This window comes from Azospirillum brasilense (genome assembly GCF_005222205.1).
Classification (GTDB): Bacteria; Pseudomonadota; Alphaproteobacteria; order Azospirillales; family Azospirillaceae; genus Azospirillum; species Azospirillum brasilense_G.
Genome location: NZ_CP032346.1, coordinates 1,052,910 through 1,069,646, shown reverse-complemented (window position 1 = coordinate 1,069,646; position 16,737 = coordinate 1,052,910). Strand labels below are relative to the sequence as shown.

Annotated in this window: 16 protein-coding genes; 11 read left to right on the top strand and 5 right to left on the bottom strand. The window is 67.9% G+C overall.

Annotated features, from left to right (window positions below; translation table 11 throughout):
• Positions 1-4 precede the first annotated feature (4 nt).
• The 3 genes from D3869_RS18975 (at position 5) to D3869_RS18965 (ending at position 4,484) form a co-directional block, all read left to right on the top strand.
• A complete protein-coding gene (locus D3869_RS18975; RefSeq protein ID WP_137141436.1) occupies positions 5-2,491 on the top strand; it encodes a tetratricopeptide repeat protein in 2,487 nt (828 codons plus the stop codon).
• On the top strand, positions 2,488-3,273 hold the full coding sequence (locus D3869_RS18970) for a galactosyltransferase-related protein (RefSeq protein WP_137141435.1): 786 nt from the start codon (positions 2,488-2,490) through the stop codon (positions 3,271-3,273). The genes D3869_RS18975 and D3869_RS18970 overlap by 4 nt, the downstream gene beginning before the upstream one ends.
• A 131-nt stretch (positions 3,274-3,404) precedes the next feature.
• Entirely contained in the window at positions 3,405-4,484 is a 1,080-nt protein-coding gene (locus D3869_RS18965; protein ID WP_236778249.1) for a ParA family protein, read from the top strand.
• Between the two features lie 205 nt (positions 4,485-4,689).
• On the opposite strand, the gene D3869_RS18960 is transcribed toward D3869_RS18965, so the two are convergent.
• Positions 4,690-5,118, bottom strand: a complete 429-nt coding sequence (locus tag D3869_RS18960; protein WP_014198205.1) for an Lrp/AsnC family transcriptional regulator — start codon at positions 5,116-5,118, stop codon at positions 4,690-4,692.
• A 130-nt stretch (positions 5,119-5,248) separates the two neighbouring features.
• Here D3869_RS18960 and rocF point away from each other — a divergent pair, with 130 nt between their 5' ends.
• The 3 genes from rocF to D3869_RS18940 all read left to right on the top strand — a co-directional run bounded on the left by rocF (position 5,249) and on the right by D3869_RS18940 (position 8,889).
• On the top strand, positions 5,249-6,214 hold the full coding sequence (gene rocF, locus D3869_RS18955; protein WP_137141434.1) for an arginase: 966 nt from the start codon (positions 5,249-5,251) through the stop codon (positions 6,212-6,214).
• A 35-nt stretch (positions 6,215-6,249) separates the two neighbouring features.
• Entirely contained in the window at positions 6,250-7,467 is a 1,218-nt protein-coding gene (rocD, locus tag D3869_RS18950; protein WP_137141433.1) for an ornithine--oxo-acid transaminase, read from the top strand.
• A gap of 306 nt (positions 7,468-7,773) precedes the next feature.
• Positions 7,774-8,889 (top strand): M14 family metallopeptidase, encoded by a 1,116-nt coding sequence (locus D3869_RS18940; protein WP_137141432.1) that lies wholly within the window; start codon positions 7,774-7,776, stop codon positions 8,887-8,889.
• 153 nt (positions 8,890-9,042) lie between these two features.
• Here the strand turns inward: D3869_RS18940 and D3869_RS33885 are convergent, their stop codons facing one another.
• Complete coding sequence (locus D3869_RS33885; protein ID WP_247895783.1) at positions 9,043-9,801, bottom strand: hypothetical protein; 759 nt, start codon at positions 9,799-9,801, stop codon at positions 9,043-9,045.
• 234 nt (positions 9,802-10,035) lie between these two features.
• Here D3869_RS33885 and D3869_RS18930 point away from each other — a divergent pair, with 234 nt between their 5' ends.
• From D3869_RS18930 to D3869_RS18910, 5 genes are all read left to right on the top strand, one after another.
• The gene (locus D3869_RS18930; protein WP_247895782.1) at positions 10,036-10,716 is read left to right on the top strand and encodes a calcium-binding protein; all 681 of its coding nucleotides are present in this window, start codon (positions 10,036-10,038) and stop codon (positions 10,714-10,716) included.
• Between the two features lie 121 nt (positions 10,717-10,837).
• The gene (locus D3869_RS18925) at positions 10,838-11,488 is read left to right on the top strand and encodes a TetR/AcrR family transcriptional regulator (protein WP_137141431.1); all 651 of its coding nucleotides are present in this window, start codon (positions 10,838-10,840) and stop codon (positions 11,486-11,488) included.
• The gene (locus D3869_RS18920) at positions 11,475-11,939 is read left to right on the top strand and encodes an SRPBCC family protein (protein ID WP_137141430.1); all 465 of its coding nucleotides are present in this window, start codon (positions 11,475-11,477) and stop codon (positions 11,937-11,939) included. The genes D3869_RS18925 and D3869_RS18920 overlap by 14 nt, the downstream gene beginning before the upstream one ends.
• Positions 11,940-11,988: 49 nt before the next feature.
• The gene (locus tag D3869_RS18915; RefSeq protein WP_137141429.1) at positions 11,989-12,423 is read left to right on the top strand and encodes a VOC family protein; all 435 of its coding nucleotides are present in this window, start codon (positions 11,989-11,991) and stop codon (positions 12,421-12,423) included.
• 41 nt (positions 12,424-12,464) lie between these two features.
• The gene (locus D3869_RS18910) at positions 12,465-12,830 is read left to right on the top strand and encodes a DUF1428 domain-containing protein (protein WP_137141428.1); all 366 of its coding nucleotides are present in this window, start codon (positions 12,465-12,467) and stop codon (positions 12,828-12,830) included.
• Between the two features lie 9 nt (positions 12,831-12,839).
• Here the strand turns inward: D3869_RS18910 and D3869_RS18905 are convergent, their stop codons facing one another.
• The 3 genes from D3869_RS18905 to gabD all read right to left on the bottom strand — a co-directional run bounded on the left by D3869_RS18905 (position 12,840) and on the right by gabD (position 16,631).
• On the bottom strand, positions 12,840-13,724 hold the full coding sequence (locus D3869_RS18905) for a hypothetical protein (protein WP_137141427.1): 885 nt from the start codon (positions 13,722-13,724) through the stop codon (positions 12,840-12,842).
• 131 nt (positions 13,725-13,855) lie between these two features.
• Positions 13,856-15,142, bottom strand: coding sequence for a 4-aminobutyrate--2-oxoglutarate transaminase (gabT, locus tag D3869_RS18900; protein ID WP_137141426.1), 1,287 nt, complete (start codon positions 15,140-15,142; stop codon positions 13,856-13,858).
• 28 nt (positions 15,143-15,170) lie between these two features.
• Positions 15,171-16,631: an NADP-dependent succinate-semialdehyde dehydrogenase gene (gabD, locus tag D3869_RS18895; protein WP_175426529.1), complete on the bottom strand. Its 1,461-nt coding sequence runs from the start codon at positions 16,629-16,631 to the stop codon at positions 15,171-15,173.
• Between the last annotated feature and the right edge of the window lie 106 nt (positions 16,632-16,737).

Below are 16,737 nucleotides of genomic sequence, written 5' to 3'. Positions count from 1 at the left end.
GCGCATGGACCGTCCCGACACCGCCGAACGGGCCGCCGCGCTGCACCGGCAGGCTGTCGCCGCCCAGCGCGAAGGCCGCGTCCGCGAGGCCGTGGCGTTGTTCCAGCAGGCGCTGGCGCTGCGCAAGGACGTGGACATCTATCTGGATTTCGGCGGGCTGCTGGCGGGTCTGTCGCAATGGGGGCCGGCGGGGTCGGTCTACGGCGCGGCGCTGAAGCTGGCGCCCGACTCCCCCGACGCCCATTACGGGGTGGCGCTGTCCCTCCACGCCCAGGGACGTCCGGCGGAGGCCGAGCCGCATTACCGCGCCGTCCTGGCGGCCTGCCCCGGCCTGGGCGAGGTGTGGAACAATCTCGGCGTGGCGCTTCAGGATCAGGGCCGCCCCGAAGCGGCGGAGGCGGCCTACCGCGAGGCCCTGCGCGACCGGCCGGAGGACGCCGGCACCTGGAAGAATCTGGCGGTCGCGCTGGACGCTCTGGGCCGGACCGGCGAGGCCGAAACCGCCTATCGGGAGGCGCTGTCGCGCAACCCGGAACACGCGGTGTCGCTCAACAATCTCGGCGTTCTCGCCCTGGCCGCCGGGCGCCGGGACGAGGCGGGGCGGATCGGCCGCCGGATGGCGGCGCTGAACCCGGCGGACCGGCACGGCTGGATGCTGCTGGGCAACGCCGCCCACGCGGCCGGCCGTTGGGACGAGGCGGTGTGGGCGAGTGCGGTGGCGGTGCGGCTGGTGCCCGACGATGCCGCCCTGCGCCACAACCTCGCCAACGCGCTGGCCGCAGCCGGCCGGCGGGAGGAGGCGGTGGCGGAGTACGGCGAAGTCCTCAGGCTTCGGCCCGACTCCCCTGCGGCGGCCGTCGATCTGGCGATGGAACGGCTTGCCTTGCATGACCTGTCCGGCGCCCTGACGCTGCTGCGCGGCGCGATCGGGCGGCATCCGGAGCATGGCGCGGCGTGGCGGATTCTCGGGCAGACGCTGACCGGCGCCTTGCGGCCGGACGCTGCGCTTGACGCGCTGCGCCGGGCGGTGGCTCTCGATCCCGACGATCCGGCGGGCTGGGAGGATCTGGCCGCCGCCGCGACGCTGGCGGACCGGATCGCGCTGTCCATTGAGGCCCTCCGCCGCGTCCGCCAGCTCTCCCCCGCCTACAACCCGGCGCTGGCGCAACTGGTGCAGCAGCAGCGGCACGCCTGCGACTGGCGCGACCTGCCGGCGCTGGAAAGCGACCTGATCGGGCGGCTGCGCGCCGGAGCGCTGGGCGTGCCGCCCTTCGGCCTGCTGGCGGTGGACACGACCCTGGCGGACCAGCGGGCGGCGGCGGAGCGCTGGGCGCGGCAGAAGGCGCATGGCGTGCCGGCCGTGGCGCGGCCCACGGTTTCGGGTGATGGGCGCCTGCGCGTCGGCTACCTCTCCGCCGACTTCCACGAGCACGCCACGGCCTATCTGATGGCGGAACTTCTGGAGCGGCACGACCGGACGCGCTTCGCCGTCACCGCCTATTCCACCGGCATCGACGACGGCAGCCCGATGCGCCGGCGACTGACCGCGGCGGTCGAGCGTTTCGTGGACCTGCGCTACCGTTCCGACCGCGACGCCGCGCAAGCCATCGCCGCCGATGGCATCGACATCCTGGTCGACCTGAAGGGCTACACGGCCTTCGCCCGCACGGCGATCCTGGCGGCGCGGCCCGCCCCGGTGCAGGTGAACTGGCTGGGCTATCCCGGCACCATGGGGGCGGACTTCATCGACGTGATCCTGGCCGACGCGGCGACCATCCCGCCGGGCGAGGAGGCGTTCTACAGCGAGGCGGTGGTGCGGCTCCCCCACTGCTACCAGCCCAACGACCGCCACCGCGCCATCGCCGAGCGCACCCCGTCGCGCGCCGAGTGCGGGCTGCCGGAGGACGGCTTCGTCTTCTGCTGCTTCAACAGCCCCTACAAGCTGACGCCCGCTGTGTTCGACGTCTGGGCGCGGTTGCTGCGCGCCGTGCCGGGGAGCGTGCTGTGGCTCTACGCCGGCAACCCGCTGGTCGCCGGCAACCTGCGGCGCGAGGCGGCGGCCCGCGGGGTGGCGCCGGAGCGCCTCGTCTTCGCGCCCCCGCGCCCCCTGGCGGAGCATCTGGCGCGCCACCGGCTGGCCGACCTGTTCCTCGACACGCTGCCCTACAACGCCCACACCACGGCCAGCGACGCGCTGTGGACCGGGCTTCCGGTGGTGACCTGCCGCGGCGGGACCTTCGCCGGGCGGGTGGCGGCCAGCCTGCTCGACACGGTGGGGCTGCCGGACCTGATCACCGACTCGCCGGCGGCCTACGAAGCGCTGGCCCTGGATCTCGCCCGCGATCCGCAGCGGCTGGCCGGGCTGAAGGCGCGGTTGGCGGCGGCGCGGACGGCCAGCCCGCTGTTCGACGGCGACCGGTTCGCCCGCGATCTGGAGGACGCCTATCGGGCGATCTGGAAACGATTCACAGCGGCGGGAGACGCGCGATGACGACCACGGACCGGCGGCTTCACATCGTCGTGCCCTACCGCGACCGCGCGGCGCATCTGCGGGAGTTCGTTCCGCGGGTCGGCGCTTACTTCGCAACGCTCCCCGAACCGATCGACTACCGCGTCACCATCGTGGAGCAGGAGGCCGGGCTGCCCTTCAACCGGGGCGCCATCAAGAATGTCGGCTTCCTGCTGGGCGAGGCGGAGAGCGGCTACACCTGCCTGCACGACATCGACTATCTGCCCCTCGACGCCGATTACTCCTGGGTCGACCGGCCGACCCCCATCCTGTCCTTCGGGGCGGAGCAGCGGCCGGTGGCGCCGGGCCGCTCGGACCAGACGGTGAGCACCGACCTGGAGAGCACGATGGGCGGCGTCCTGCTGATGCCCAACGATGTGTTCCGGCGGATCGACGGCTATTCCAACGCCTATTGGGGCTGGGGCTACGAGGATTTCGACCTGTCGCTGCGCATCCGCTCCCGCCGCATTCCGACCGCGCGGCGGCCCGGCCGCTTCGAGCCGCTGGACCACGACAACGAGGGCTTCAACCCCGACGCCTCGGCCTCGCCCATCTCGCGGGTCAACAAGCGGGTGTTCCAGGCCAATTGGGCCGGTGGCACGATCCCGGAGGAGGACGGGCTGTCCAGCCTGACCTTCGATATCCTCGACCGCCGCCCCTGCGACGGCGCTCCTCCCGGTGCCGAGGGACGGTGGGAAATCGTGCGCGTCAGCCTGACCATGGCGCCGCTGCCCGGCCAGCTGGCGGCCTTCAAGGCACGCTGAAGCTGTTACCTTTCGCGACACCGGCGCATCTGCGGGAAGACACCGGCGCGTTCCAACGCGTATAGTGCGCCGCTTTCGGCGGCTCTTGGCCCGCAGGACGAACACCCGCGAAACGACGAAGCGGAATGGACATGACCAGCCACGAAGACGTCTTCGACGCGCCGGAGACGCGGCAGCCGACCATCCTGGCGGTGTACAATCAGAAGGGCGGCGTCGGCAAGACGACCACCTCCGTCAACCTCGCCCTGGCGCTGGCAGCGCTGGGCAAGAGCGTCGTCCTGATCGACTTCGACCCGCAGAGCAGCGCCACCAGCAACTTCCTGCTGCGGGAGAAGGCGCGCGTCGGCATCAACGACCTGCTGAGCCAGGACACCTTCGTCGAGGACGCCATCACCCCGACCAGCTTCGACGGGCTGTCGATGATCGTCGGGGCGCGGAAGCTCTATTCGCTGGAGCACGCGCTGGACGCCCGCGGCGGGTCGCAGCGCGGCCTGCGCAAGGCGCTGCACTTCTCGCGCAACCCGCCGGACTATGTGGTGATCGACTGCCCGCCGGCGCTCGGCCATCTGGCGGCGGGCGCGCTGGCCGCATCGGACCGGTTGGTGCTTCCGGTCTTTCCGGGACGCTACGCGCTGGACGGGCTGAAGCGCACCCTGTCGGTGGTCGAGCACATCCAGAAGGGCATGAACCCCAACCTGTCGGTGGCCGGCATCCTGATGCTGTCGATCACCAACGACGAGGTCGGGCGCGAATCGCTGACCCTGCTGCGCTCCGAATTCCCGGAACTGATGTTCCGCACGGCGATCCCCTACGACGTGGACGTGGTGAAGGCGACCTACCGCCGGATGCCCGCCGCGATCTTCAGCCCGGAGGGGCGGACGACGACCCGCTTCCTGGCGCTGGGGTGGGAGATCGTCCATGGCCGCGGCTCCTCCCCGACCGACGAGCAGTTGAAGCCGGCGCAGGACCGCATCCGCGCGTGGCACGCCGACACCGACTCCTCCTACACCGCACGGCGCGCGGCGGCGCCGGACGAGGGCGATGATTCCACGGGCGGCGGCAACGGACGCAGCGCTGGGGCTGAGGCGTCCAAGGGTGGTGGCGGCCGGGCACTGGTCGCCGCGGCGGTCGGGCTGATCGTCGGATTCGCGCTGGGCGCGCTGTTCGGCCAGCCGCTTCTGGGCGGCGTCCTGGCCGGCCTGGGGGGCTGACCAAGTTCATCGTCTGTGCGCGACGCCCAGGACAAGCAAGATTCGACACGGATTTCACGGATTCAGACACGGATTACGCGGATTTTTTCAATCCGAGGCCACGCTCCGCAAATTGCACCGAGCCGAAGGACTCCGTGAAATCCGGTTCAATCCGTGAAATCCGTGTCAAATCTTGTCTGCCAACGGAGCGACGCGGCTCCAACGCCTACAGCACCGCCTTGCGGGCGGAGAGCAGGATGCTGGTTTCGGTGGAGGCGATGCCGGCGATCTGCCGGACGCGGCGCAGCGTGTCGTCGAAGGCCTCCAGCGACTCCGTTTCGATTTCAGCGACGACGTCCCAGCGCCCGTTGGTGGTGTAGACCGTCCGCACCTCCGGAAAGCCGTGCAGGCGGGCGATGACCGTCTCGGCGGCGCGGCCCTCCACCTCGATCATCGTGATGGCCCGGACCATGGCGGGCCGCAGATCCTTGCGCAGCAGCACCGTGAAGCCGGCGATGACCCCGCTCTCGACCAGACGGTCGATGCGCGCACGCACGGTCGCGCGCGACACCTTCAGCGCGGCGGCGAGGCCGGCGACGGGCTGGCGCGCGTCGGCGCGCAGCAGGCCCAGCAGGCGGTGGTCCAGGTCGTCCATGCCAGAATGATAAGCCTAGCTTGCCAAACTGTCAAAAACGCCGCCGTTCGTTGGCACTTTTCCGTCTTTCTGCCGCCTGCTCCGCCCCCGATAGTCATGGGAGGCACGATCGCACACAGAGAGGGACGGCATGGCGTCGGGGGATCGGGACGATCAGCGCTTCGTGGAGATCATCGGCGTTCCCATCGAGGCGGGGGCCGGCCATCCGGGCGCCCTGATGGGGCCGGCAGCGTTGCGCACGGCGGGTCTGGTCCGCGCCCTGCGCGAGCTGGGGCACGAGGTCCGCGACCTTGGTGACTTGACCCCCGCCCCCTGGAGCGAGGGCGACGCCGCGACGGCCCGTCTGGCGGAGATCACCGCCTGGTCGCGGGCGCTGGCCGACCGCTCCTATTCCATGATGCAGGGCGGCGGCGTGCCGGTGTTCCTGGGCGGCGACCACAGCCTGTCCATGGGTTCGGTCACCGGGGTAGCCCGCCATTGCCGGGAGGCCGGCATGCCGCTGTTCGTTCTGTGGCTGGACGCCCACGGCGACTTCAACACCCCCCACACCTCGCCATCCGGCAACATGCACGGGATGCCGGTGGCCCTGCTGTGCGGGGAGGACGGCTTCGACGACGTCTTCCCGCCGGAGCAGCGGGCCACCGTGAACCCGGCGCACGTCCATCTGTTCGGCATCCGCTCCCTCGATCCCGGCGAGCGGCGCCTGCTGCGCGCCCGCGGGGTGGACGTGGTGGACATGCGGCTGATCGACGAGCATGGCGTCGGCGTCCACATGCGCCGCATCATCGAGCGGGTGCGGCAGGCCGGCGGCCATCTGCACGTCAGCCTGGACGTGGACTTCCTCGACCCCGCCATCGCGCCGGCGGTGGGCACGGCGGTGCTGGGCGGCGCGACCTACCGCGAGGCGCACCTGATCATGGAGATGCTGCACGACGCGGGCGTCGTCGGCTCGCTGGACGTGGTGGAACTGAACCCCTTCCTCGACGAGCGGGGCAAGAGCGCGCTCCTGCTGGTCGATCTGGTGGCGAGCCTGTTCGGGCGTCGCATCATCGACCCCGCCGTCACCCAGTCGCAGATCGGCGGCCAAGCCGTCTGACACTCGGCCAAGAAACAACCCCCGGAGAGAACGCCATGCTTCAGCACGCCGCCGACCTGATCGGGACCGAACACCGCCTGGGCGCCCACAATTACAAGCCGCTGGACGTCGTGCTGGCGCGCGGCGAGGGCGTGTATGTCTGGGACACCGAGGGCAACCGCTATCTCGACTGCCTGTCGGCCTACTCCGCCGTCAACCAGGGCCATTGCCACCCGAAGATTCTGGAGGCGATGGTGCAACAGGCGTCGAAGCTGACCCTGACCTCCCGCGCCTTCCGCAACGACCAGCTCGCGCTGTTCTACGAGGAGCTGGCGGCGCTGACCGGCTCGCACAAGATCCTGCCGATGAACAGCGGGGCGGAGGCGGTGGAATCGGCGATCAAGACGGTGCGCAAGTGGGGCTACGAGGTGCGCGGCGTGCCGGAGAACCAGGCGGAGATCATCGTCTGCTCGGACAATTTTCACGGCCGCACCATCTCCATCGTCAGCTTCAGCACCGACCCCGACGCCCGCGGCGGCTTCGGCCCCTTCACGCCGGGCTTCCGCACCGTGCCCTTCGGCGACGCGGCGGCGCTGGAGGCGGCGATGACCCCCAACACGGTGGCCGTCCTGCTGGAGCCGATCCAGGGCGAGGCCGGGGTGGTGATCCCGCCCGCCGGCTATCTGCGCCGGGTGCGCGACCTGTGCACGGAGCGCAACGTCGTGATGATCCTGGACGAGATCCAGACCGGGCTGGGCCGCACCGGCAAGCTGCTGGCCGAGGAGCATGAGGGGGTGGAGGCCGACGTCACCCTGATCGGCAAGGCGCTGTCCGGCGGTTTCTACCCGGTGTCGGCGGTGCTGTCGAACTCCGAGGTGCTGGGCGTGCTGAAGCCCGGCCAGCACGGCAGCACCTTCGGCGGCAACCCGCTGGCCTGCGCCGTCGCCCGCGCCGCCATGCGGGTGCTGGTGGAGGAGGGCATGATCGACAACGCCGCCGCCCAGGGCGCCTATTTCCTGGAGCAGCTCGGCGCCATCCGCAGCAACGTGATCCGCGATGTGCGCGGGCGCGGCCTGATGCTGGCGGTGGAGCTGCACCCGGAGGCGGGCGGGGCGCGCCGCTATTGCGAAGCGCTGCGCGCGCGCGGGGTCCTGGCGAAGGACACCCACGACCACACCATCCGCATCGCCCCGCCGCTGGTCATCACCCGCGAGCAGGTCGATTGGGCGCTGGAGCAGTTCGACGCGGTTCTGACGGGAACCGCCGTTCCGTAAAGGGCCTGAGTCATCGCATTCGCCCTTTTTAACCCTCTCCCCCCTGGGGAGAGGGTGGCCCGGAGGGCCGGTGAGGGGGGTGTGCATGGCGGTACGTCCGGCAGACGCGCAACCCCCTCACCCTGACCCTCTCCCCGCTTTCGGCGGACCAAAGGTCCGCCTGTCGCGTCAGCGCAAACTGTGTTTGCGCGTGAGCAGGGGGGAGAGGGGATTTCAACGAACCGCCCAGCGCAAAAGGCGCTTGCGGCCCGCCCCGGCCTTCGCCACGGTGGGGCGGGCTTCCCATCCATCCAGCAGCGATCCGCCATGCACAGCGCCATCATCGACCTCCCGTCCGCCACCCCCGGCACCCGGCGGACCCTGACCGTCCAGCGCTTCGGCACGGCGGGCGCGCGGCCCTGCGCCTACATCCAAGCGTCGCTGCACGCCGACGAGATCCCGGCGATGCTGGTGGCCGACAAGCTGCGCCGCATCCTGATCGCGCTGGAGGCCGAGGGGCGGATCGCCGGCGAGGTGATCCTCGTCCCGGTCGCCAACCCGGTGGGTCTGGGCCAGTCGCTGATGGACCATCACCTGGGCCGCTTCGACCAGGACGACGGCAAGAACTTCAACCGCGACTACCCCCACCTGACCGAGGCGGTGGCCGAGCGCGTGGCCGATCGGCTGACCAACGACGGCGAGGCCAACAAGGCCGCCATCCGCGCCGCCCTGGCCGACGCGCTGGTCGAGCGCACCCCGCGCACCGAGACGGAGCACATGAAGCACCGTCTTCTGGCCCTGGCGCTCCAGGCCGACTGGGTGCTGGACCTGCATTGCGACCTGGAAGCGGTGATGCACCTCTACACCCTGACGCCCTCGGCGGAGGTCTTCGCCCCGTTGCAGCGGCTGCTGGGCGCGCGGGCGGTCTTCCTGGCCGAGGAATCCGGCGGCGACCCCTTCGACGAGGCGGTCAGCCGCCCCTGGAACGAGCTTGCCAAGCGCTGGCCCGACCGCCCGATCCCCTTCGGCTGCCATTCCGTGACCGTGGAGCTGCGCGGGCAGGCCGACGTGGAGCACGCCCAGGGCGAAGCGGACGCCCAGGCCATCGCCGGCTTCCTCACCCATGTCGGCATCCTGTCCGGCGAGCCTCCGGCCCTGCCGGAGCCGCTGTGCGCCCCGACCCCGCTGGAATCCTCCGAACCGCTGACCGCCCCGGTGGGCGGCGTGGTGGTCTTCCATCACAAGGCGGGCGACCGCGTGGAGGCCGGCGCCGTGGTCGCCGACATTCTCGACCCGCTGACCGGAGAGGTGACCCCGGTGCGCAGCGGGTCGGCGGGCGTGCTCTACGCCCACAGCGCGACCCGCTTCACCCTGGCGGGCAAGCGGATCGCCAAGGTGGCGGGGACGACGCTGCGGCGGACGGGGCCGTTGTTGAGTGCATAATTCAGTTGCACGATGATGGCCTCGTCATTGTCCAACCGTGACATCCGGCAGATCAAAGCATTGGCGCTGATTGAGATGACTACGCCGGCAGCGCCTTGCGGGACTGCCGGCATGAGGTGGCAACCTTGACCATGCTCGCTCTCCCGATCCGTGTCACCACGCCGATCCGGATTTGATTTTATCGAGGATCTTTTCGTTTTCCTTCGCGTGATTGTTTACGTCCGCTTCGGCCAACATCTTGATGGCGGATTCGAATTTTTCCGATTTGAAGCCAAGTTCGTTCAAGCGCTGTCCGGCTTGGCGCTCTTCGTCACTCTGCACGTAGCGTTCATCGCCAGCGCTCATAAAATACGGCGTGCTGACATTTCCAAACGATCTTTTGGCAGCTTCGAAGTCCGCAGAGCCCTCGGCATTCTTGCCGAAGATTTCGCTTTGCATTTGCTGCATCGCGGCGATTTCCTGAGCGCCGGTCATGCCACTGTTTTTGATCGCGTTGCGCCGCGCGGAGGTCTGACTCATCTGTTCTGCCGAAATGTCGAGTGGGCCGGGCGTCCCGGATGCACGGCCCGAAAGGGACTCAACGGCATCGGATGCCTTGCCCCAGAATGTGTTGGCGCGTTGCTGCTTCAAATGACTGGACAGAGCAAGTCCCAGGTCCCGCGCGCTCATCGCTCCGGAGGAAACCAAGTTTCCGAGTTTGCTGCGATCCTCGGTTGAAAGCTGTGAGAAGACCTCAAGGGAGTCTCCCTTCAATTCCGAGGCGAGAGGGCTGAGGACAACCGAGTCCTGTTGAGAGCCGGCGCGGCTGGAGGCCTGAGCGCCATCGCTTTTCGTCGATGCAGCGCCGGGCGGGGGCGTGGCCGGGATTGTCTTTGCTGCGCTGGTGGCTCCCGATAAATCGGAGACAATCATATCGATCTCCTTCGTCTGCGAAATTGCCAAATGGCGTTTCGGGGGGCGTCTCTTCGATATCTAAGTATTAGATTTCGAATGATCGCGTCGTCTGCCTTGTATGCTCTCATTGCGCTGTTAATAAAAACTTAAAATGATCGACTACTATAGTAGTCTAATGATTTGAATTCTAAGTAATGCAAGCGTATTAATAAAAATATGTTGCCGGTTTATAATTTTTGTGGGATAGGTGCGTTGCTGTATTATTCGTCTATAACTATGATGATGGGGGCTGTTATGGGTGTTTATGTTCTTCCTTCTACGCAGTACAACTGGAGCGCAACCAACGTCAGTGAGTCGTGGTCTGTGTACGGAAATAATCTTGATAACTATATTATTGGCGGTAATCTTGGCGATTACATTGACGGTGGTGCCGGAAATGACAAGATAGACGGCAATCCCGGTAACGATACGCTCAATGGTGGCACCGGCAACGATACACTGCTTGGCTGGACCGGCGATGACAATCTCATCGGGGGCAGTGGCGAGGATTGGCTTGAAGGGGAGGCCGGCAACGACACGCTCAACGGTGGCGCCTCGGGATTTCGTGATGTTCTCCTCGGTGGCGACGGAAATGATACATATATTCACTATTACAACGATACCGGACTCTCTTGGATCGCTGACAGCAGTGGGTCAAGTGACAAGATCGTAATCAACGATGTTTCATCCATCTACGATCTCCGTTTCGCTCTGGATTCGAGCAATGCCAACAACTTGGTTATATACACCGATGCGGACGCGGTTAACGGTATCGGCGATGGCGTGGTGATTCAGGATTACTTTAGCGGCGGCGGGCATGGCGCTGGAGAAGTCGAGTATATTCAGGTGGGCAGCTACACCACTTCCCTCTGGGGCTTCCTCGGTCTGCCGTAAGCTTGGTATGCATTTGTGGTCGAAGAAACTGGTGAAGGGAATCCTCGCCAGTTTCTTTGAGTTCATCCGAACGCCCGAACGTGTTTGACAAGCATACCAACCGTACGGTATGTTTCGGCCTATGCCGAGACCTGCCAAACATCACCCTGAACGCGGCGATGCCCGCACCCGGCTCCTCGAAGCGGCGCGGGACGTCATCCGGGCCAAGGGCTTCGCGGCGACCTCGGTCGATGATCTCTGCAAGGCGGCGGGGGTCACCAAGGGCGCGTTCTTCCACCATTTCGAGACCAAGGAAGCGCTCGGCGTCGCCGCCGCCGCCTATTGGGCGGAAACCACCTCGGCCTTCTTCGCGAACGCGCCTTACCATCGGCTCAAAGACCCGCTCGACCGGCTGTTCGGCTATGTCGACTTCCGCAAGGCGATCATCGACGGCGATCCCGCCGAGTTCACCTGCCTCGTCGGGACCATGACGCAGGAGGTCTACGGGTCGCACCCGGCGATCCGCGACGCCTGCGCCGCCAGCATCTTCGGCCACGCGGCGACGCTCGAACCGGACATCGCGGCGGCCATGGCGGCGCGCGGCATCGAAGCCGACTGGACCCCGGCGAGCCTCGCGCGGCACACCCAGGCCGTGCTCCAGGGCGCCTTCATCCTCGCCAAGGCGACGGGCGGGCGCGAGGACGCGCTGGACAGCGTCGATCACCTGAAACGCTACCTCACGCTGCTCTTTTCACAGCCCCGCTCGAAAGGGAATCCCCATGACGGAAGGTGAGCGCGACCTCGTTCTGACCCGCAGCCTCGACGCGCCGCGCGGCGCGCTGTGGCGCTGCTGGACCGAACCCGAGCTGCTGAAACAGTGGTTCTGCCCCAAGCCCTGGTTCGTGTCCGAGGCACGGATGGACCTGCGGCCGGGCGGCGAGTTCTTCACGCTGATGAACGGTCCGAACGGCGAATCCTTCGGCGAGCCCGGCGTCTTCCTCGACGTGGAGGAGGGGCGGCGTCTGGTCTTCACCGACGCCTTCCGCCCCGGCTGGCGGCCGTCGGGCCGGGCCTTCATGACCGCCGACGTGCGGTTCGAGGACGCGGGCGCCGGCCGGACCCTCTACACCGCGCGCGCCATGCACTGGAGCGCCGAGGCGCGCGACGAGCACGAAAAGATGGGCTTCCACGAGGGCTGGGGCAAAGCGACCGACCAGCTCGAAGCCCTCGCCAAGACGCTTTGACCCAAGGCGCTCTGACCCAAAAACAGTCTGACCGGGAGGAAACGACACCATGGAACCGACGATCTACCTGTTCTTCAACGGGACCTGCCTGGAGGCGATGACCCACTACGCCGAGACCCTCGGCGGCGAGGTCGTCTATGTGTTTCGCAACGGCGACGCCCCGGATGCCGACAGCCGGATGCCCGGCGGCGATCACCTCGTGATGAACATGATGGTGAAGCTGGGGGCGACCACGGTGATGGCGTCCGACTCGCCGGACAGCATGTACAGCACGCCGCAGGGATTCCGGGTGCAGATCGCCCCGCCGTCGCTCGCCGAGTTCGACCGCATCTTCGCCGTGCTGGCGAAGGACGCCCGCGCCGTGGAGATGCCGCCGGGCGAGACCTTCTGGGCCGAGCGCTTCGCCATGTTTACCGACCGCTTCGGCACGCCCTGGATGTTGAACCACACCGGCGCGAAGTGCCCGGACGCCGCGGCGTCCTGACGGACGGGGGCAAAGGTTCAAACAAACAAGGGAGGAAAGACATGGCGTACATCGACGGGTTCGTCATCGCGGTTCCGACGGCCAACAAGCAGGCCTTCATCGACCACGCGAACAAGGTCGACGTTCTGTTCAAGGAGCTTGGCGCGACGCGCATCATCGAATGCTGGGGCGACGACGTGCCCAACGGCAAGCTCACCGATTTCCGCCGGGCCGTGCAGGCGACGGACGACGAGACGGTCGCCTTCTCCTGGATCGAATGGCCGGACAAGGCGACGCGGGACGCCGGCATGGGGCGGATCGAGGAGCTGATGAAGACCGACGAGCGGTTCAGCCCGGAGAAAAACCCGATGCCCTTCGACGGCAAGCGGATGATCTTCGGCGGCTTCGCGCCGGTCGTCGAGCTGTGAGCGGGCGCTTCAGGAGCCAGTGAGCGCGCCGGCCTCGCCGTGTGAAAGCCCGAGGTCCGCGGCGGCGCCGCGCATCAGCGCCGCCGCGTCCCGGTCCCTCATGCGCCGGTATCCCGCCTCGGCCAGCGCCTCCCGCCGCGCACCGTCGGCGACCAGCGCGCAGGCGGCCTCGACCAGCCCGTCGTAGGGGGCGAAGGCCATGGCGTCCAGCAGGTCGGGGTCGATCTCGGTGCCGGGGTGGCGCTCGGCCAGCACCGCCTTGCGGTTCGACAGCAGATGCGAGACGCGGACGATCTCGAAGATGCCCGCCTCGTGGTAATGCAGGTTCAACACCAGCTTGGCGTCGGCGACGAAGCGGTCGCGCAGCTCTCCGTAATAATGCTGGAGGCTGACCACGGTCAGGCCGCGCTCGCCCAGCGCGTCGAGGATGGCACGGCGGCGCGGATTCACCGCGCCGTAGAACAGCACGTCGATGCCGGGGGCGGGGTTGTTCGGGATGCGGGTCATTTCGTCCACATGCCCGATGGGGACGAGACGCGCCCGGATGCCCTGGCGGGCCAGATCGGCGATGTTGCGCGGGCTGTAGTCCCACACCCGGCAGCGGCGCAGCAGGTCCAGGTAATGGGCGTTGCGCGGGTGGAGCGTGGCGATCTGCTCAAGATTGTAGAGGATGGTGCCGCTGGGCAGCCGGTCGCCCTCCTCCGGCGTCAGGTCGTGCCCGCCCAGGACGATGGCGCGGCGCCGGCGGCCGACGCGGTTCCACACGATTTCCGCGTCGATGCCCAGGCGGCGCAGCGCGAAACGCAGGGTTTCCGCGACCTCTGAAAAGACGCTGGCCCCGGCGTCGCCCAGACCGTTCTTCTTGATGATGACGATGTCGATCCCGCCGGCCATGCGTCCGTCCCTCCGCTCCGCGCCCTCATCCTAAAGCGTGGGCGGGCGGGCGCACAAAAAGAAACCCTCCTTCCCTTGTGGGAAGGAGGGCGTGCAGTCAGGGGACTTCGCTGAAAAATCAGGTCGCAGCGTCAGGCCGAGACCAGCTCCTCCAGGGAGCGCTCGATGATGTCCAGGCCCTCGTCCACCAGCGCGTCCGACGCGGTCAGCGGAACCAGGATGCGGATCACGTTGCCGTAGGTGCCGCAGGACAGCAGGACGAGGCCCTTTTCCGCCGCCTTGGCGACCAGCGCCTTGGTCAGCTCCGGCGCCGGCTCCTTGGTGCCGCGGTCCTTCACCAGCTCCATGGCGATCATGCCGCCCAGGTTGCGCACGTCGCCGATCACCGACAGCGTGTTGCGCTGGGCCATGCTGCGGAAGCGGCCGGCGATGCGCTCGCCCAGGTCGTTGGAGCGCTGGATCAGCTTCTCCTCCTCGATGACGTCCAGCACGGCCAGCGCCGCGGTGGTCGCCAGCGGGCTGCCGGCGTAGGTGCCGCCGATGCCGCCGGGGATCGGGGCGTCCATGATCTCCGCCTTGCCGGTGACCGCCGACAGCGGGAAGCCGCCGGCCAGGCTCTTCGCCATGGTCATCAGGTCGGGCTCGACGCCGGAATGCTCGATGGCGAACATCTTGCCGGTGCGGGCGAAGCCGGTCTGGATCTCGTCGATGATCAGCAGAATGCCGTTGTCGTCGCAGATCTTGCGCAGGGCCTGCAGGAACTCCGGCGGGGCGATGTTGAAGCCGCCCTCACCCTGCACCGGCTCCACGATGATCGCGGCGACGCGGGTGGCGTCCACGTCCGACTTGAACAGGGACTCCAGCGCCTTCAGGCTGTCCTGGACGCTGACCCCGCGGTAGGCGTTGGGGAAGGGCGCGTGGTAGACCTCGGCCGGGAAGGGGCCGAAGCCGACCTTGTAGGGCACGACCTTGCCGGTCAGCGCCATCGCCAGCAGCGTGCGGCCGTGGAAGGCGCCGGAGAAGGCGATCACGCCCGGACGGCCCGTGTGGGCGCGGGCGATCTTCACCGCGTTCTCGACGGCTTCCGCGCCGGTGGTGAAGAAGGCGGTCTTCTTCGGCGTGGAGCCCGGAACCAGCGCGTTCAGCCGCTCCGCCAGGGTCACGAAGGACTCGTAGGGCGTGACCATCGCGCAGGTGTGGGTGAAGCGGTCGAGCTGGGCCTTCACCGCCTCGATGATCTTCGGATGGCGGTGGCCGGTGTTCAGCACCGCGATGCCGCCCGCGAAGTCGATGAAGCGGTTGCCCTCGACGTCCCACAGCTCGGCGTTCTCGGCGCGGTCGACATAGACCGGCATGGCGTTGGCGAGGCCGCGCGGAACGGCGGCGTTGCGACGATCCTGGAAGGACTGGTTGCTCATCTCAAACCCCCGATTGGAAAGGATGGCGTCAGGCGCCCAGGCCGACGCACAGGTACTTGATCTCCAGGAAGTCCTCCACACCGTACTTGGAGCCTTCCCGCCCGATGCCCGACTGCTTGATGCCGCCGAACGGCGCGACCTCGGTCGACAGGATGCCTTCGTTGATGCCGACCATCCCGTATTCGAGCTGCTCGGCCACGCGCCACACCCGGCCGATGTCCCGGCTGTAGAAATAGGCGGCCAGACCGAACTCGGTGTCGTTCGCCATGCGGATGGCGTCGGCCTCCGTCTCGAACTTGAACAGCGGGGCCACCGGGCCGAAGATCTCCTCGCGGGCCACGCGCATGTCGGTGGTGACGCCGGTCAGGATGGTCGGCTCGAAGAAGGTGCCGCCCAGGCCGTGGCGCTTGCCGCCGAGAGCGACCTTGGCGCCCTTGGCCAGCGCGTCGCCCATCAGCTCCTCGACCTTCTCGACGGCCTGGCCGTTGATCATCGGACCCTGGGTGACCCCGGCCTCCATGCCGTTGCCGACGCGGATCTGCTTCACCGCCTCGGCCAGCTTGGCGGCGAAGGCGTCGTAGACGCCGGCCTGGACCAGCAGGCGGTTGGCGCAGACGCAGGTCTGGCCGGAGTTGCGGTACTTGGACGCGAGCGCGCCCTTGACCGCCTCGTCCAGGTCGGCGTCGTCGAACACGATGAAGGGCGCGTTGCCGCCCAGCTCCAGCGACACCTTCTTCACCGTGTCGGCGGACTGGCGCATCAGGATCTTGCCGACCTCGGTCGAGCCGGTGAAGGACAGCTTGCGCACGATCGGGCTGGCGGTCAGCTCGCCGCCGATGGCGACCGGGTCGGACCCGGTGACGATGTTAAACACCCCGGCCGGGACGCCCGCGCGCTCGGCCAGCTCGGCCAGCGCCAGGGCGGACAGCGGGGTGTCCTCGGCCGGCTTGACCACGATGGTGCAGCCGGCGGCCAGCGCCGGGCCGACCTTGCGGGTGATCATCGCGTTGGGGAAGTTCCACGGGGTGATCGCCGCGACGACGCCGATCGGCTCCTTCAGGACGACGATGCGCTTGTTGCCGGCGAAGCTGGGGATCACATCGCCGTAGACCCGCTTGCCTTCCTCGGCGAACCACTCGATGAAGCTGGCGCCGTAGGCGACCTCGCCACGGGCCTCGGCCAGCGGCTTGCCCTGCTCCAGCGTCATCAGGACGGCCAGATCCTCCTGCGCCGCCATGATCAGCTCGAACCAGCGGCGCAGGATGGCCGCGCGCTCCTTCGCGGTCTTGGCGCGCCAGGCGGGCAGGGCGGCGTCGGCGGCGTTGATGGCCTGCCGCGTCTCTTCCGCGCCGACGTCGGCGACCCGGGCCAGCTCCTCGCCCGTCGCCGGGTTGGTCACCGCGAAGGTCTTGCCGGAGAAGGCGTCGCGCCACGCGCCGTTCACATAGGCTTGTGTCCGAAGAAGGCTCTGGTCGTTCAGCGACAGCATGGGAATCAGCCTCGATTTGCGATGTGAAGGGAGCGTACCCATGTTTAATAAATTAAACAACCCTAATCGGGTGTTGAGTTTTTGATGACGCACACACGCGAATCCG

Bases quoted from the DNA above. Each gene is read 5' to 3' on its own strand.
- D3869_RS18965 (WP_236778249.1), top strand. From the start codon at position 3,405: ATGACCAGCCACGAAGACGTCTTCGACGCGCCGGAGACGCGGCAGCCG.
- D3869_RS18910 (WP_137141428.1), top strand. From the start codon at position 12,465: ATGGCGTACATCGACGGGTTCGTCATCGCGGTTCCGACGGCCAACAAG.
- D3869_RS18940 (WP_137141432.1), top strand. From the start codon at position 7,774: ATGCACAGCGCCATCATCGACCTCCCGTCCGCCACCCCCGGCACCCGG.
- D3869_RS18915 (WP_137141429.1), top strand. From the start codon at position 11,989: ATGGAACCGACGATCTACCTGTTCTTCAACGGGACCTGCCTGGAGGCG.
- gabT (WP_137141426.1), bottom strand. From the start codon at position 15,142: ATGAGCAACCAGTCCTTCCAGGATCGTCGCAACGCCGCCGTTCCGCGC.
- gabD (WP_175426529.1), bottom strand. From the start codon at position 16,631: ATGCTGTCGCTGAACGACCAGAGCCTTCTTCGGACACAAGCCTATGTG.
- rocF (WP_137141434.1), top strand. From the start codon at position 5,249: ATGGCGTCGGGGGATCGGGACGATCAGCGCTTCGTGGAGATCATCGGC.
- rocD (WP_137141433.1), top strand. From the start codon at position 6,250: ATGCTTCAGCACGCCGCCGACCTGATCGGGACCGAACACCGCCTGGGC.
- D3869_RS18920 (WP_137141430.1), top strand. From the start codon at position 11,475: ATGACGGAAGGTGAGCGCGACCTCGTTCTGACCCGCAGCCTCGACGCG.
- D3869_RS18925 (WP_137141431.1), top strand. From the start codon at position 10,838: ATGCCGAGACCTGCCAAACATCACCCTGAACGCGGCGATGCCCGCACC.
- D3869_RS18960 (WP_014198205.1), bottom strand. From the start codon at position 5,118: ATGGACGACCTGGACCACCGCCTGCTGGGCCTGCTGCGCGCCGACGCG.
- D3869_RS33885 (WP_247895783.1), bottom strand. From the start codon at position 9,801: ATGATTGTCTCCGATTTATCGGGAGCCACCAGCGCAGCAAAGACAATC.
- D3869_RS18975 (WP_137141436.1), top strand. From the start codon at position 5: ATGGACCGTCCCGACACCGCCGAACGGGCCGCCGCGCTGCACCGGCAG.
- D3869_RS18905 (WP_137141427.1), bottom strand. From the start codon at position 13,724: ATGGCCGGCGGGATCGACATCGTCATCATCAAGAAGAACGGTCTGGGC.
- D3869_RS18970 (WP_137141435.1), top strand. From the start codon at position 2,488: ATGACGACCACGGACCGGCGGCTTCACATCGTCGTGCCCTACCGCGAC.